The 17,020-nt window shown below is 56.9% G+C and carries 10 protein-coding genes; 1 reads left to right on the top strand and 9 read right to left on the bottom strand.

Annotation, left to right across the window (positions count from 1 at the left end):
* Nucleotides 1-159 precede the first annotated feature (159 nt).
* Complete coding sequence (locus tag VH413_07070) at nucleotides 160-1,944, bottom strand: tetratricopeptide repeat protein (protein ID HEX3798448.1); 1,785 nt, start codon at nucleotides 1,942-1,944, stop codon at nucleotides 160-162.
* Between the two features lie 314 nt (nucleotides 1,945-2,258).
* Here VH413_07070 and VH413_07065 point away from each other — a divergent pair, with 314 nt between their 5' ends.
* Nucleotides 2,259-4,214: a glycoside hydrolase family 71/99-like protein gene (locus VH413_07065; protein HEX3798447.1), complete on the top strand. Its 1,956-nt coding sequence runs from the start codon at nucleotides 2,259-2,261 to the stop codon at nucleotides 4,212-4,214.
* A gap of 23 nt (nucleotides 4,215-4,237) precedes the next feature.
* On the opposite strand, the gene VH413_07060 is transcribed toward VH413_07065, so the two are convergent.
* The 8 genes from VH413_07060 to VH413_07025 form a co-directional block, all read right to left on the bottom strand.
* Nucleotides 4,238-6,625: a DNA/RNA non-specific endonuclease gene (locus VH413_07060; protein ID HEX3798446.1), complete on the bottom strand. Its 2,388-nt coding sequence runs from the start codon at nucleotides 6,623-6,625 to the stop codon at nucleotides 4,238-4,240.
* Nucleotides 6,626-6,808: 183 nt separating this feature from the next.
* Nucleotides 6,809-8,059: an iron-containing alcohol dehydrogenase gene (locus VH413_07055; protein ID HEX3798445.1), complete on the bottom strand. Its 1,251-nt coding sequence runs from the start codon at nucleotides 8,057-8,059 to the stop codon at nucleotides 6,809-6,811.
* A 218-nt stretch (nucleotides 8,060-8,277) separates the two neighbouring features.
* A complete protein-coding gene (locus VH413_07050; protein HEX3798444.1) occupies nucleotides 8,278-9,708 on the bottom strand; it encodes an aldehyde dehydrogenase family protein in 1,431 nt (476 codons plus the stop codon).
* A gap of 9 nt (nucleotides 9,709-9,717) precedes the next feature.
* Nucleotides 9,718-10,794, bottom strand: coding sequence for a hypothetical protein (locus VH413_07045; protein HEX3798443.1), 1,077 nt, complete (start codon nucleotides 10,792-10,794; stop codon nucleotides 9,718-9,720).
* A gap of 43 nt (nucleotides 10,795-10,837) precedes the next feature.
* Nucleotides 10,838-12,682: a sodium:solute symporter family protein gene (locus VH413_07040; protein ID HEX3798442.1), complete on the bottom strand. Its 1,845-nt coding sequence runs from the start codon at nucleotides 12,680-12,682 to the stop codon at nucleotides 10,838-10,840.
* Nucleotides 12,679-12,915 (bottom strand): DUF3311 domain-containing protein, encoded by a 237-nt coding sequence (locus VH413_07035; protein HEX3798441.1) that lies wholly within the window; start codon nucleotides 12,913-12,915, stop codon nucleotides 12,679-12,681. The genes VH413_07040 and VH413_07035 overlap by 4 nt, the downstream gene beginning before the upstream one ends.
* A 60-nt stretch (nucleotides 12,916-12,975) precedes the next feature.
* Nucleotides 12,976-14,655 (bottom strand): PQQ-binding-like beta-propeller repeat protein, encoded by a 1,680-nt coding sequence (locus VH413_07030; protein HEX3798440.1) that lies wholly within the window; start codon nucleotides 14,653-14,655, stop codon nucleotides 12,976-12,978.
* 35 nt (nucleotides 14,656-14,690) lie between these two features.
* Nucleotides 14,691-17,018, bottom strand: a complete 2,328-nt coding sequence (locus tag VH413_07025) for a PQQ-binding-like beta-propeller repeat protein (GenBank protein HEX3798439.1) — start codon at nucleotides 17,016-17,018, stop codon at nucleotides 14,691-14,693.
* Between the last annotated feature and the right edge of the window lie 2 nt (nucleotides 17,019-17,020).

The raw sequence follows: 17,020 nt of genomic DNA, 5'->3' as shown, positions 1-17,020 counted from the left end.
ATCGGCCGCCAAGGGATGACGATCAACGCGATCCGGTCGTTGTTGCTGGCGGGGAGCGCGAAGAAGGGTTTGCGTTGCAGCCTGGAGATTGTCGAGGAGCAGGCGGGGCGTTAGTGCGCGTGCCGGAGTGCGGGGGATCGTCTGCCGCGATATTCTGACTTAATGCGGAGACGAATGCGCGTTGCGCTGGCGCATTAATTCGTCGCTAAGTTGTTGGGCGAGTTTAGTCCGGCCGGTGTCCTGGGCCAACTGAATGGCCTTTTGGTAATGAGCCGCCGCTTCTTCGGCGCGATTCTGGTGGAACAAGGCATCGCCAAGATTCACATGCGCGGCGAGGTCATCAGGTTCCAGTTGCAAGGCGCGTTCATAGGTGGCGATGGCTTCGTTAATCATACCGGATTGAAGCAGGGCATTCCCCAGATTCACATGCGCGGCGGCGAAATTGGGGTCGAGCTTCAAGGCGGTTCTGAATTCTTCGAGCGCATCTTTCAAGCGGTCTATTTTTAGAAAAATGCCGCCGAGATTATTGTGCGTCGCGGCGTCTTCAGGACGAATGCCGAGAGAAATTTGAAACTCGGCGATGGCTTCGGCGGTATCGCCGCGTTGAAGAAAAAGCGAGCCGAGATTGCTGTGAGCGAGCCACGCATCGGGATTATGCGCGAGAGTATCGTGCCAAAGCGTTGCGCGATCGTGATAAATGGCGGTTTGCCGCCACATGAGGAAACTAAGGCCGCATAGAATGAGTGCCGGAATAATTAATGTAACGCGATGGCGGAAATGGTTCAGGGCAACCGAGATTCCCGCCCCGGCGAGTGCCAGCGCGCCCATGCTGGCGAGATATTGAAAATGGTCGCACACGAAGGAAAAACGGAAAAAATAAACGTCAAAAAATCCGAGCACGGGAAAAAGCATGACCACGAAATAACCGATGCCGAACAGGATTGGGCGGCCCCAGCTTTGGCGTTTCGTCCACAAAAATAAAACGATTGCGAGCGCGCCAGCGAGCGGGAGAAAAGAAATGGCTCCCAGGCTGGCGATGTTCCAACGCGGATAGACAAACATCAAGGGATGCGGCCACGCGAGTTTGCCGAGGTAAAACCAAAAGATACGCCCGGCGAGATAAAGGCGTTGCGCAAGGGAAAATTGCCAGTCGCTGCCAGCCGCCCCAAGATCGTTTTTCTCGATCCAGATGGTGATGGCTCCCATGATGGAACCGACGATTACAAACGGCGCGAGCAAAGCGAAATCGCGCTGGATGATTGTTCGGCGGCGCCACCAGATCAAAAGAAAAATAACGGCAGGCAAGCCGATGGTGGCGGTCTTGCTCCACAAGGCGCAGAGATAAAAGATCAGGGCGAGGGAATAATATTTCCAAGGGCCAAAACTCGCGGCGGTTGTCTCATTCGAATTTTCGCCGGTGGTTTTGCCGAGCAGCCAGAATTTTATGGCCGCGAGCAGTGAGGCGAGAAAGAAAACTCCGGCGAGGGTATTTTTACGCTCGGTGATCCACGCGACGGATTCGGCTTGGACGGGATGCAATGCGAAGAGCGCCGCGCCCAGCCACGCGCCGGGGACACGCAAGCGTTTGAGAATGGCGAAAAGAAGGATCGCGCTCGCCGCGTGCAAAAGAATATTTACGGCGTGATAACCGAACGGTTGCAAACCCCATGCGTGGAAATCGAGCCAAAAACTTGTGTGGGTGAGAGGATAATATTGTTGCGTGGCGCCCGGTTGAAGCCAGATGGCACGCAAGCCGGCAAGAGTTCGCAACGGGAAATTTTTAGTGACGTTGGCGTCGTCATCCCAGATGAATTCCCCGGTGCACGCGCGCAGATAAGCCAAAATAATGGCGGCGAGTAGGCCGCAGGCGAACAACCAATCGCGAAGAGTAAAGAGGCGCGGCTCGGAGTTTGGATTGGATGGGCGCTGTTTCTGCCGCTTCACGATTCGGCCATGCTAGCGTCGCAGCGAGGCAGGCGCAAATGACAATTCGATTCGCGCGCAGACATTGGTCAAGCCACTGAGCGCGTTTTCTGAAAGTCGTGGGAACAAAGCCCACCTCCATAGCGTCTGTAAAAAGGGTAATCCATTTGGCGGGGAAGGCTTAAATGGTTCAGCAGGTTACCATATATCCAAAACCATACCATCCCCAAAATCGGGGATGTCGCTTAAAACAGGAAGCGGAGCCGTGAGCCTCCTCCCTTTAGAGGATATGCGTAAAGCGGCGGCGGCGGTTTACAGTTTTGAAAATTCATTTGATGATTTTGCCGTTACGATTTTTTGTTCCCAGGTGCGACCGCAGCATTTACCCGCCTATCCGCATGCGATGGCTGGCGTGTCTCGCGATCATTTTTATTTTTGGTTCACACGCGCGGGCGGAAACGGTGGGTGAAGATAATTTTGAACGCGGCGGTCTTTCGACCTTTTGGAATCTAACGAATGGCGTGTCCGTGCGTGAATCAAGTGGCGCGAATTCGAGCCGTCACTTTGCCAGTATCGAGGCGAATGGTGAATTGGGAGCGAGCCTGGAGAATGGTTCGACCAATGGTTTGGCAAACTTTGACATTCAATTCGATTTTCGCGCGCGAAAAAATTCCGGGCGGGAATTTGATTTTCAGATCGGAACGGGCGAGGTAGATATTGATTACGATGATGCGAAAGGCTGGTGCGCCGCGACGGTGAGCAAAAATAAAATCTCGCAATCGCCGGTTTCAGGCTTGGGCAAAATCTTGCCGGACGTGTGGTATCACTTCAGATTTGTTGGGCGGAATTGGGGACAAGCTGAAGCGCACTACGAATTGCAACTTTCAATCCTGGACGGGGAGCGTCAGTTCACACGCGCGACGAATCTCGCGTTATTTGGATTAGTAAAATTAAGCCCCGCGACACAAACGGCGCGCGAATTTTTGTTCAATGCAAAAGAGATCGGCCCGGGATTTGACGTGGACAATGTAAGTGTTGAGTCAGTGGATGCCTATACTGGGCCGGTTGTGAAGGGCGTGGATACGCAAACACTTTTTGGCAAGGTGATGTGCGGCTATCAAGGCTGGTTTGGCGTGCCGGGCGATGGCAGTTCGGCACGCGGATGGCGGCACTGGACGAAGGGGCGCGGAGAACTGACGGATGGCAACGCGAAAGTGGATTTGTGGCCGGACGTTTCCGAATTGTTGCCGGGCGACCGTTTTCCCACCGGATTTCAGATGGCAGATGGCAAGCCGGCGGAGGTTTTCAGTTCGTATAAAAAAACGACGGTGGTAAAACATTTTGAATGGATGCGCGACTATGGGATTGATGGCGTGTTTGTGCAGCGATTCACGGTTGGTTTGCGCAACTCACCCAATTTTAAGCATAACAATACGGTGCTGGCGAATTGCCGTGAGGGCGCGAACGCCAATGGTCGCGCTTACGCAGTGATGTATGACCTCAGTGGCATGCCCGCCGGGCAGATGGATAATGTGATGCAGGATTGGCGGGCGTTGCGCCGCGAGATGGCGATGACGGAGGACCCGGCGTATCTGCATCATCATGGCAAGCCGGTCGTGGCCGTGTGGGGAATCGGTTTCAATGACCAGCGCGAATATACTTTGGACGAATGCCGGCGCTTGATCGAGTTTTTGAAAAACGATCCCGAAGCGGGCGGTTGCACGGTCATGATCGGTGTGCCCGCGCGCTGGCGCACGCTCAGTGGCGATGCCGTGCGTGATCCGCGTTTGCTGGAAATCGCGGCGATGGCGGACGTCATCAGTCCGTGGACGGTGGGACGTTATGTGAACCCGGCGGGTGCGGTGGATTACGCGGCGAAATCCTTGAAGCCCGACCAGGCGTGGTGCCACGAGCGGGGGATTGATTATCTGCCGGTCGTATTTCCGGGATTTAGCTGGCACAACATGTATGGCGGAGAGTCGGGCCAGATTCCCCGGCTCTCGGGACAATTTTTATGGACGCAATTCTGCGAAGCCAAGCGCGCCAACACTTCGATGGTTTACGTGGCGATGTTTGACGAAGTGGACGAGGGCACGGCGATTTTCAAATGCGTCAATGATGTGCCGGTCGGGCGTGAATCGAAATTCGTGACCTTCGAGGGATTGCCGAGCGATTATTATCTGAAGCTGGTGGGCGCAGGCGGAAAATTATTGCGCAATGAAATTCCGCTGGCAGACGAATTGCCGGTGAAGGCAAACGCCGAGGTCTCCACGAGTTCCAAAATAAATTGATTGCCCGGAACTTCCCGCGTCACTCATGGACGGCTCACTCGCAAACGCAAATAACCTTGTGTGCCGGGCGCGCTCACGGAGTTTGTGTCGTGGACTTGCAGGAGCGTGGAGGTGTTTTGATCAATCATCGTGCCAGTGTTTGTCCAATTCGGATTGGCCAAATCATCCGTCTGTTCCACAGTGAAAGTCACGTCGGTGGCATTCGGATTTTTTGGGAGAGTGATACGGAGATGACCGTTGCTGAGGTCGCCGACGATGGGATTCGTCGCGGGAACAGTGGGATCAAGACCAAAGGCGTATTTAAGCAAGTTCGCCATTCCATCGCTCGTGGCAATCGCGGTGTCCGCAGCGGTGCCGGTGTCATGGGTGGTGCCGAAATATTGCAAGCGCCAGGCTTCCACCGGCGTCAGCGTCACGACCGGCGAAATCGTGCCGGAGATGGCGAGGTCGGGTGCGGATGAGCTGAGCGAATCGTAAATATACCACGTGCCGCCGCTGCCGGTGGCGTTCCAATTCACGATGCGGAAAGTGACGCTGGTATCGGGAGGAACATTTTGAAGCGCGGTGATGGTGGAAAGATCAATCGGCGGAAGCGTGCCGCCGCTGGAAGTGTTCGTCGGATAATTCACCGAAGCGATGTCGTTGAACGCGCCGGAGCCGATCTGATATTGCACGAGGCCGTTCGTCGGGCCGGTGCCGGAGCGGCGATAATTGAAGGTGCTGATGGCGTTGTAAGAAACCGTGAAGCCGGAGTTCGCGGTGAGGCCGAAAGTGCAGAACTCATTTGCGGCAATGGCATCGGTGGAGGAAGTGCTGTTAAAAGTCGTGCCGCCCCAGGCATTCGTCGCGCCGCTGCTATTGGAAACGACGCCCGAGCCGCGAGTGAGGCCGGCCACGAGGATGTTCGCGATGTTCGTCGTGGGCGCGAACGGCGATGGACCGAATGGGACATTCAAACCGCGCGTATTCCAACCGGCGAGAATGACCAGGTTGGTATTGCCGCCGGTCGAAGGCGGCACGATGACGGTGGGATCGCTCGCCGTGTCGTTGGCGGAATTTGTATCGCCGGTGGTGGAGACGGTCGCGATGTTGGTGACCAACGACGGAGCATTTGCGGCGACGTCCACGGTGATGATGATGGGCGAAAAACTTGACCCGGCAGTCACGGAATCAGTGCGCGTGCAACTCAGCGGCGACAAACTTGTGGTCCATCCGTTGCCGCTGATGGCTGTGGCGGTCAGGCCGGCGGGCAAAGTGTCGGTGACCGAGACCGTGCCGCTTGACGCCAGCGTGCCACGATTGGTGACGGTGAGCGTGTAAGTCTGCGCGGTGGCGCCTTGAGTGAAATTTCCCAAATGCGTGGAAGTGATGGCGAGGTCGGGACTGATGCCCGTCACGGTAAATGTTCCCGAACTGACGGCCGTGCCGTTGGGCGTCGTGACGCTGATGAAGCCAGGGCTTGCGCCGATGGGAACTATCGCGGTGATTTGCGTGGCGGAATTGACGGTGAATTGCGCGGCGACGCCATTGAAAGCAACGGCGGTTGCAGCATTAAAATTGGTTCCGTTGATGGTCACGGCAATGCCAATCGCGCCACTCGTGGGTGAAAAATTATTGATGAGCGGAGCGGGACTGCTTGAGCCGTCCACTTCATTGCGCAAAGTCGAAGCGACGTCGGGCGGCAGCGCGGTAAAAAAAGTGAAACCGGTATCCACTTCGATTTGCCGCGCGGATGTCACGTAGTTCGACCAATTCGCGGTGACATTATTTGAGTTGGGAATCTTCAGGGAAATCACGCGCGTGCTGGCGGTGATGCGGCTGAGCGCCGTGCCGGTCCCGGATGGAACGATGACCGCAATTTTCCAGGTGTATTGCGGAATTTGAGCCTTGCCGCTGGGGATGAAAGTGTTGTTGAACAAACTCGGGCCGCAGGTGATGAGAAGTTCATTGCCCGCCTTCGCCTGCGTCTGGCAATACGCTTCAAAATTTCCCCATACGCCCTGGTTGTTGGTGGCCGCCTGCGGAATGATGTTCGACATGAGAAAAACCATATCGTTGTCGTTCGTATTATCGGTGCGGTCTTCAGAAGGGCACATGTGGCCGCGGTTGAAATTGATATTGCCGACGCCGTTGTAATCGTCGGTGGTGACTTCGTAGAAATCGGCGGGCAAACTATGATCGGTGAAGAAGTCCGATGAGCGTCCGCTATTGCCGATGTCGGCGGCAGTGAGGTCCCAACTCGCCCAATTCGGTTCGCCAAGAGTATCGCTGTAGTCGAGCGCCTCGACTGTGCGCTGGATGAGGTAATGGTTGTGATTGTTCGTATCCATGGTGGCGCCACTGGGATTGCCGAGTTGCATTTGCAAGGTGGCGTCAATCGTGGCGCGCGCGGAAACAGCGCAAAGGAACAACGAAAGAACAACTAAGAGCCGGGAGAAAAAATAACGCACGGGAGTTTGAGTAAGTATTTAGTTAAGCGGCGTTACCTTACTCCATTTTGGGGGGAATGTCTATGTGGAGAGTTTTCAGTTTTCAGTTTTAGCAAGAAGGAAGATGGGGCTCGTGGGTACGCTCGCCCTCCCAAAGAGGAAGTTCTATTCGTCGCCGGGGCCGCGTTTTTCGAAGGCGGATTCGTAGAGGCTGACGAAATCGGATTCGGTGACGGGGCGCGGATTGAAATTGGCGGTCCACTGGCGCGCGGCTTCGGCGGCGAGGGATTTGATGTCGGATTTTTTCACGCCACAATCGGCGAGTGAGCGAGGCATTTCCGCGATGTTAAGCAGAGATTCCAAACGCGCGACGAGCGCGCGGACGGCGACTTCGTGGCCATCGCTGGCGCAGGCGATTTCGGGCGCGGAAGCAAGTTCGGCGTAGGCCTGGCGGGTGGCGGGATCGTGGGCGTTGAAACGGACGACGGCGGGGAGGAGCAGACCGACCGCCTGGCCGTGGACGATGCCGTAGCGCGCGGTGAGCGGATTGGCGGCGGCGTGGACGGCGCCGAGCATGCTGTTTTCGATGGCGGTTCCCGCGAGCGCGGCGCCAAGGAGCATGCGTCCGCGCGCTTCAAGATTCGCCGGTTCGCGCAGAACGGTGGGAAAACTATTCACCACGAGTTTGAAAGCCTCATGGGAATACATGAGTGATTGCGCATTGCGTTTGCGGGTGACGGCGGTTTCGACGGTGTGGGTGAGGGCATCAATGCCGGTGCAGGCGGCGACGCGGCGCGGTTGCGAAACGGTGAGCGCGGGATCGAGAATGGCGATGCGCGCGGCGGCCTTGGGATCGCCACACGCCATTTTTTGATGCGTGGATTCATCGGCGATCAGGGCGAAGGATTGGCATTCGCTTCCCGTGCCTGCGGTCGTGGGAATGGCGATGAGCGGGAGCATGGGTTTCGCGGCTTTGCCCACGCCCCAGTAATCCTGCATACGTCCGCCGTTGGTGAGCAGAAAATTGCAACCCTTCGCGGTGTCCATGCTGCTGCCGCCGCCGAGGCCGAGGATGGTATCCACACGCGCGGACTTCGCGACGGCGAGACATTCGTCCACGTCGCGGGTGGTCGGATTTTCGCGGGCCTTGCCGAAGAGCGTGACTTTTAATTTGGCGGCTTCGAGAAATTTTTGGACGAGTTCGGCGTGGCCGGCGGCGACGAGGCCGGGATCGGTGACGAGGAGAATTTTTTTGGAGCCGATCTCACGGGCGAGTTCACCGGCGCGCTCGACGCAATTCACGCCGAAGACCAGGCGCGTGCGGGATTGGTAATCGAACGGGATGAGGCCGATGGGCGAAGCGGCGGAAGCGCTAGATTTCCTGGCCGCAGGCGCCGGTTTGGTTTTTTGCCGCACAGTTTTTTGCATGGGCTGATCGCTTCCGATAATACCGTTATGGAAATCAGACGGGGTTGCAAGTCGTGGTGTTCAATTCTATTCCGGGGGAAATTGTCATAAGCGATTTCTTAACTCAACTCATCCCAGCGTTTCGGAACCACCTCTCCCCGGCCCTCTCCCCCGCGAGCGGCGGAGAGGGAGAGGGAGAAGAACGAAAGTGTATTGATATTGCCGGTTCATGCTCTGCCAATCGAACGGCGTTTATATAAAAATTCGAACATGTTGCCTTCGTGCGGTTGGTCCCACGAAATGTTCATTGTTGAAATGGGGCCGAGATTCAATCGCTCTATGAGGGGCGATTCGAGTAATTGTTCCGTGAAGGCGGCGTCTTTCGTGATCGCGGTCACGACGAGCGACGGGCCGATTTGCTTGAGCATTTCGCTTTGGGGAACCTGGACGACGCTCGCGTAAGGGAAGAGAAATTCGCGGTTAGCCAGCGGGTGCGCGAAGGAATCGCATAGGACAATCGTCGGGCGCAAATACATGCCGCCTTCGAAAATCACCTTCCGCGGGCCGTTGCGATATTTTGCGGTGACATCGGTTGCGCCGGGTTTTTGCAAATCCTGTTCGATCGCGCCGTCAATGTATTCGGCCATTTTGACATTAGCGAAACCGGACAGGCGTGCGTTGTCGTCGGTTGCGGGCAGCGGGACGATGGGGCCAAGTTTTTTTGCGAGCGCCTCGGCGATTTCGGCGGCGTGGCGCGGTGTGACGATGGCGGAGGCATTGATGCAACTGCGTCCGCCGTTGTCGGCGATGGAGCTGGCCATCAGATCAATGTATTCGGGCCAGCGGTCGGCTGCATCTTCACCGAGCAAAATCTTGCTGTAGCCGGGGCCGTGGATTTGGATGGCGGGATTATTTGCGTAACGGTCGGTGGTGGCTTTGTCGCCGAAGATCAGGGCGCGTCCGCAGGATTTTAAAATTTCAGCGGCGCCTTCGTGATCGGTGGGATAAAACCCGAACGCCTCGGCGGGACAGCCGGCGGCGATGAAAGCGTAAATGAGGCGCAGGGGCGTCCACGGTTCTTCGCGGCCGGGCTTGATGATGACGGGCATCTTGAGCGCGATGGCGGGCAGCCAGAGGGAATTCACGGCGGGCGAATTGCTGGGCATGACGAGGCCGAGCGCTTGCGTGGCGGGATAATAACTGACCGGCGTGCCGAATTGCTCGCCGAAGCCGTGATCGAGAATGCCGAGGTCAAGGCCGCGCGTGAGTCCGTTCAGGACGGTCTTCAAATTCGTAAGCGCGTGATGAATCTTGGCCATGTTGCGGCGAACCATTACATAAGGAAGACCGCTGGTGGCCGAAAGGGTTTCAATATATTGCCGCGCGGATTGCGTGTGGCCCTTGTCGCCGAGCGGGAGCGTGCCGTTGAGAAAAAGTTCACCGGCTTTGGCGCTGATGTCGAGCAGTTGCGCGGTGGTGAGTTTTTTCAAGGCGGCGCGGGATTCGCCGATGCGCGCAAGGTCTTTGCGGATGATGCCGGCGTTGACCTGGCTGATCGTGACGAGCGGCGTGCCGTTGCGATGATCGGTGATTTGGACCTGGTCGAGGCTTTCGTAAGCGCGACCGCGGCGTAAAGCAGGGATGTGGGCGAGAGTCATACCGCGAAATCAGTACACGCCTTCAACGATATTTTTTTCCATCGCGCCGAAGGGGCGGACTTCGGCGACGCCGTCCCACGCGTAAGGGCCGCGAGGTTCGCGGCGAAGCGCTTCGTCGCGTTCGAGAAAGCGCGGCATGAAAAATTCTTTCGTAAGCGTGGTCAATTCGACGCGACCCCATTCACCGTAATTTTTCACCTGCTCAGTTTTGTTCGGATCCACGACGCGCAATACCGCGCGCGGCTGCGGCGCGTAGTAGGTGATGGAAAAATTATCCTCGGGGCGAAGCGGGACGCTGGCGGCGAGGCCCATGAGCGTATTGCCGTAGGTGGGATAAAAGCCGATGCGATTTTCCAAAACTTCCTCGACGATAAAGCGGACGTATTGCGGAGCCATCGTCGTCCCGCCGCAAAAAACACCGCGGATGCCGGCTTCGTAGAGATTGATTTTTTCGCCCATCGCTTCGAGCAACTTTGGCGTGGTGAACATGCCGCTGATTTTGCGATTTTTCAAAATCAATACGGCCTGATCCACGACGTGATCCATGTAAGCGCGCGCCTGCTCGAATTCCTTTTTGCCGATTACCTTTTTCACCCAGCGCGGGTCGAGGTCAATGAAGTAACAGGAACTGCCACGGACATTCGCGAGGTGCTCGACGGCGAGACGCAGGCGGCGCGGACCGGTCGGGCCGACCATGAGCCAATGCTGGCCCTTGGGAAAATGCGCGTCGGAAAGTTTTTCGGAGAACTCGGTATAATCGGTTTTGTAATCGTCCCAGCCGATGCGTTGCTTGGGCATGCCGGTCGTGCCGCCGGTTTCGAAGACATTGAAGGGGCGGCCCTGATATTTTTTTGGCACCCAGACTTCGTTGGGCAAATCGCGCAGCCATTCGTCCTGAAAATGCGGGAAGCGCAAGATGTCGGCGAAACTTTTTATTTCCGTCGCAGGATTCCAACCGGCTTTTTTGGCCCAGTCGAGCCAGAAGGGCGAGCCGGTTTCGGGCGAGAAATGCCAGTGGATGATTTCGCGGACGTGGGCGTCGAGGTTTTCGTGAGCGGCCTGGATGGTGGCTTGGTCGGGGTTCATTCGGTCAAAGTTTCAAGTTTCAAGTGTCAAGTTTTCAGCCGGATTAACTCTGCTTTGGATTGCGATCAGAAAAATATTTTTCAATGGTGCTGTCGCTCGGCGGGCGCGTGAGCAGGGAAAAGATAATCATGCACAACGCGGAGCCGAAGACCATCGGGACGACGGTCATGTAACCGCCAGCGGGATTGGTGGTGGAATTCCAGAAGCGGACGTCGCCGGTGGCGGGCGAGCGCGAGAGGATGATATGGTCGCCGACTTTCCAGATGACATTCATTTTCGGCGCGGGCGGCGCGCCAGTGGGAGCGGTCGCGACTTTGACGGGGGCATTGGTTTTTACCAGCGGAAGGGTGGTGAGGTCGGGCGCATTTGTGCTGAGCGGATTCGTGTTGATGATGCCCGCTGTCAAAACGGCATTCGTCGAAAGCGCATTGGTGTCCAGCTTGAGGTTTACGGCTGGGTGTTCGGTGGTGGTTTCGCCGGGTGCATGAACAACGTGGCCTTCGGCGATTTTTGCCGGAGGCGCTGGTGGGATGGCGGGCTTACCTTGCAATAATGCAAATCCAATCAACGTCGCCCCGACAAACAAAGTTGAGGCGAACGCGCCCCATTTGGTGCTGCGTTTCCAGAAGAGCGCGGCGACCATCACGGGAGCCATGGCGGCGAAACCGGAGAACGCGAAGCGAATGGCGATTTCAAAGATGCCTTGCTTGGATTTGAGATAAAGCGCGATGACGTAAGCGATGAGCGTGACGACGACGATGAATGAACGCGCGAAATAAACGGCGGCGCGTTCGCCATATTTTTTGTGGCCGCCGTAATGGACGTAAATATCCTTGGTGAACATCGTGCTCATCGCGAGAACTTGATGCGCGTCGGAACCCATGACGGCGGAGATGATGCCTGCGCCGAGCAACCCGGCGAGCCAGGCGGGGGCATTGTCATTGAGGAGGCGCAGGAGGATGCCGTCAGCGTCCTTGAGGCCGGGGATGGCTTGCGCACCGATCACGCCGAGGAAAATGCAGGGCAGCCAGATCAAAAGAATCGCGATGGGATAAATGACCACGGTGCGTTTGAAGGCGCTGACCTTGCGCGCGGAGAAGCACATGATCGCCATGTGCGGAAACATGATCGAGGACAAAGGAATCAAAGTATAACTCCAAAACTCCGCCTCCGGCATGCGCTCGCGCGTGAGGAGAAAATGCGTTTTGGGATTTGCGCCCAGCTTGGCCATGACTTCACCGAAACCGCCGGGGAACGCGCGGCTGATGACGATCATGGCGATGAAACCGAAGCAAAGAAAAAGAATGGTCTGAAAAATATTTACCCAAACCGTGCCGCGCATGCCTCCAAAGAAAACATTAATGGTGACGACCACCGCGACAATCGCGCAGCCGAGCCAATACGGAATCAACGGACTCACGGCGTCTTTCGCGGTGGAGATTTCCTGAAGCACGGTTCCGCCGCCCATGATGCTGATGATCATGTAGGGAATGAGCATCGCCGCGCTGAGAACAAAGATGAGCGTGCCGATGGCATCGCACTCCCAGCGGGCGCGGAAAAATTGAACCTGGGTTTGATGGCCGAAGCGTTTGCCGAGCGCCCAAAGCCGTGTGCCGATGAAAAAGATCGTGAGCGGAATCACGAAACCGGACGACGATGCCATTAAGCCGTAGATGCCAATGCCGCGGCGATAAGCGAGGCCGGAACTGCCGAGGATCGCGAAGGCCGTCATGTTCGTGGCGAAGAGCGAGAGGAAAAAAACCATCGGCCCGATGGTGCGATTCGCGAGGAAAAAATCCTCGGTGTTGGCCTGGCCTTTTTTGAAGGCGAAGAGGCCGATGCATACGATGATGGCGAGATAAACGAAAAGGACGATGACGGGAATCATTTGCCGCCTTTCTTTTTATCGTCGTCCTCGGGTTCGGTCTGCTCGAGATGTTCAGGCCACGCGCACTTGACGAGCACAGCCATCATGAGCGTGGCGAGAATGGAATAGGCGGCGTGATAGGCGAGACCGACGGGCAGGAAACCAAAGACGAGGCCGGCATTTTTCCAGTTCCAATAATCCTGGTGCAGGACGTAAACGGCGGCGATCAAGATGAACAACAGCAATTTTTTCATGCGATGAATGGGTCAATGCGTGTTCCCGGCCGGCCCTGAATAAGCGGCGAACGCGCCGGGTTATTTAGTATTCAGGTCGAGTTTTTGCGGCTCGTCACTGCGGGCGTCGTTTTTCGATTGATCGTAAAGGGCGTAAAGATGGGATTGCGTGCCGACGTAGATCACGCCGTTGGCGATGACGGGCGTGGAATAAATCGCCGCGCCGAAGTTGGTCGTGCTGATGACTTTCTTTTCCTTCGTGGCGGCGAGGACGACGAGGTCGCCGTCTTCATCGCCGATGTAAACCTTGCCATCGGCGACGAGCGTGGAACCCCAGACGTGCGCCTTCATGTCGTGCGTCCAATAAAGCTGGCCGGTCTCGGCATCGAGGCAATGGACGAAGCCGGAGAAATCGCCGACGAACAGCAAGCCGGTCTTGGGATCAATCGAAACGGTCGAGAGACTGCGGTGAATGCCGGAGTAACTCCAGATCTTCGCCGTCTTGGTGACGTCGCCGGTTTTCGTGGCATCAATGCAAGTCAGAATGCCCACGCCTTCGCCATGCTCAGGGTCCTGGCCGACGGCGACGTAAACGCGGTTTTTGTAAAACACGGGAGTGGCGTTGACTTCGCTTGGGCCTTCCGGGCCGGGATATTTATGGGCGGTGTCGGTGCCCCAACGCTCGGGCGGATTGCAATCGAATTTCCAAACCGTCTTGAGAAAATCGTCATCGCCTTCCTTCACCGGTTTGGCGTCGAAGGCGTAGCAGAAGCCGTTGCCGCCGCCGAAGAAAATGAGCGTCTTGCCGTTCACGACACCGGAAGAGGGCGAACTCCATTGGCCGTGAAAAATATGCGGGCCGATCTTGGCATCGTCTTCGCCTAGAAGTTTGCCGGTCTTTTTATCAATCGCGATGAAGCTCGGAGAATTGGGCGAAGGAATATTGGAGTGCGTCCAATCCTGGCCGTTGGAAGTGCAGACGTAAAGTGTATCGCCGACGACGAGGATGGAGCAGTTCGAGGCGTTGTGCGGGAAGACGCCGAGTTCATCCATCATGTCGTAACGCCAGATAATGTCGGCATCCTTGGGGCCGATTGTGGCCTTGGGTTTGCCGGGACCGACGACGTATTGGGCTTCGTCCATGAACGGGCCGTCGTTGCCATTGGCCTGGCCTTCGGTATCAAGGCAGACCACCTCGCAACGGCTGGTGACGACGTAAACGCGGTTGCCTTCGACGCAAGGCGAGGACAAAAGGCCGAGGCCTTCCCAGTCATTCACTTTGCCGGAGGCGAGTTTGGGGACGACCAACTGCCAGAGAAATGCGCCGGTTTTTTCGTCGAAGCACATGAGGATGCTGCGGTCGCCGGTGTGCTGGGGGTCGCGAGGGTTTTCGTTGTTGGTGCCGATGAAAACTTTTCCGCCGGAGACGACGACGTTGCCGAAAGCTTGCGAACCAAGTTGCTGGCTCCACTTGACGTTTTTGGTGGTCTTGGGATCAATTTCGTCGGTGCCGGCCTTGGGTTTGCCGGCATCGAAATGGTCGGGCAAACCAGTGGCGGGAGAATACATATTGCGACCGGGATCGTTGCCGCCCCAGCGCGGCCAATCGGACGATTCACTCGCAGCAACTTTATTTGTAGTTATTTCCGGGGTCTTTGGCGGAGTTTCCTTCTTTGAACAACTGGTAAAAAATACACAACCAAATGCCACAGCACCGGCTAGCGCAGTGGTTGAAATTTTTTTTGGATTAACTGTTTTCATTTTTTGATCAAAGTTGTGAGCCGATGCCGCCAAAATCAGTTATTTGGCGTGACGGTGATGTTGTCAATATAGACACGTTTCTGCGGGGCAAAAGCGAAGAAGCCGGGCGAACCGCATTCGTTGGCATGTTGGTGCGGGACTTCGATGGTCCATGCGCCGGGTTCGGGGTCGGCTTTTTTCCAAATCTTGGCGCGCACCACGCCGGAGCCGTCGGCGGCGACATCCACGCGAGTCTTGAGATGATACCAGGTATTGGCGACGGGAGTGAAATCAGTGTCGTGGCGGAACAATTCCTGGGTTGAATTCACTTCGAGTTTGTGGTCGTTGCTTTTCAGAACGATGTAATAGCGCTGGTTGACCAAGCCAATCTCGGACATAACGCGCTTGTTGCCTTCGCTCATGATGTCGGCTTCCATCGTGTAATTTTTCGTGGACGGCTCGCCGATGAAAACGGTGGCGCGCTGGAAGAAAGGATTGTCGAGGGTCTTGGCGAGGACTTTATTGCCGTCGAGATCGCGAACCTCAAATTTCAAACGCGCGCCAATCCACGGCAACGGCGGATAGGCAAACATCGCGCCGCCGTCGGCGAGATTGGTTTCACTGAGATTGGTGGCCCACTCAAAATTTTGTTTGATCGGCAGGTAAGGCAGGATGCGACCGCGCATATAACCTTTGAGATTGCCAACGGAAGCTTGAAAAGCGCCGGCGGAAGGAGCTTCCTCGGCGGTGGCGACGAGCTGGCCCTGGGCGTTGAAGCTGGCTTTCATCGTGGATTTGACTTTCGCTGTGGGCGGAATGAAGGAAGCAAATTTCACGTTCGAGAGGTCTTTGAATTCCTCGACGGTGTAACCATGGGCATCAAGTGAACGCACGCGGAAAGGCTCGGTTTGGCCGGGGCGCATGAGGACTTCGGCGGGGATGATCTGTAATTGCGTGGCGGGGCCGACGGTGGGCGCGGGTTCGGCGGCGGGTTCGGGCGCGAGGCCGGGATTATTGCCGGGTTTGCCGAAGCAATAAACATGGCGGGTGGTTTGGATATATACCTTGCCGTTGTAAGGCGTGGGCGTGCCGAAGCAGCGGCCATCGAGCGAGACGTGCGCGAGGATTTCGCCTTGCTGGTCAGTGGGCTTGATGATGTAGAGCGCGCCCTTGGTGCCGGACTCACCGGAGCCTTCGACCTTCGCGGCGGGGTCGTCGAGCATGGGGACGTAGATTTTGCCGTCGGCGAAGATGGGGCAGGAATTACGCTCTTCGATGCCGATTTTGAGTTTCCAAAGAATCGTGCCGTCGTTGGCGTTCACGCAGTAGAGGTCGCCTTTTTCACTGACGACGTAGACGCGGTCGCCGACGAGGATGGGCGAACTGGTGGAGGTGGAAATGTCATCGGCCCAAATTTGCGATGCCTTGCGTTCCACGACCACGGGGGCGGCGGCGGCATTTGGGGGCGAGACATGGGGAATCTTCAGCGCGACCAACTGGCCGGGTTCGTAAGGCGTGCCGTAAATGCAGATGACTTTGTCGTTATTGTGGACGAGCACGGCGGAGTTGATGCCCGCCTTGGTCAGCGGCACGCGCCAAATCGGTTCGCCGGTAAGGACATTGAGGCAGATGGCCGCGCCATCGCCCGTGGCGGAGTAGAGGACGCGCTTGCCGTCGAGCGTGCCGATGACGGGGTGGGAGAAAGAATTGTCCTTGGGTTGCGCGCCGGGAGTCGAGGCCCAAACTAATTCGCCGGTTTTTTTGTCAAAAGCGTAAAAACGATCCGCGCCGGGGCCGTTGCCGCCCCAGTTGGCGGTGATGCCGCGGGTGATGACGAGGTCGCCTTCAATCACGGGCGAGGCGGTGCGGCTGTTGGGGAAAGTCAGGCGACCATACTCTTCCATGAGGGAATGTTGCCAAAGCATTTTGCCGTCGGGCGTGAAGGCGGCGAGGATGCCTTGCGTGCCTTGCATGAAGACATTGCCGGTTTCAGGATCCACGGCGGGGCTGGAAGTGCCGTAACGGAGATAAATAGTATCGCTCAGGAAATCATTAAAAAGCTGGCGCCAAAGTTCCTTGCCGGTCTCGGCATCGTAGGCGAGGACACCTTCCTGAAGATTTTCGCCATCGCCGAGATAGCCCATGATATAAAGACGGCCATTGGCAATGACGGGGGTGGATTGGCCGGGCAGGTCGGCGACCCAAAGCGGGTGCTGGGGATCAACGGTGTCGGGCAAACCGGTTTCGAGCGACGTGCCATTTTGCTGGGGGCCGCGCCAATTCAGCCAGCCTTTGACGGGTGCGGCGTGGGCGGCGGCAAGCGGGATGACGGTGGAAAGCGCGAAGCCGAGCAGGCGGGCAGAAAAGCGAATAGTCATTTTCATAG

Source organism: Verrucomicrobiia bacterium (assembly GCA_036268055.1).
In the GTDB taxonomy this organism is placed as follows: Bacteria; Verrucomicrobiota; Verrucomicrobiia; order Limisphaerales; family Pedosphaeraceae; genus DATAUW01.
The sequence above is the reverse complement of the archived record's forward strand: the minus strand, read 5'-3'. Positions and strand labels throughout refer to the sequence as shown.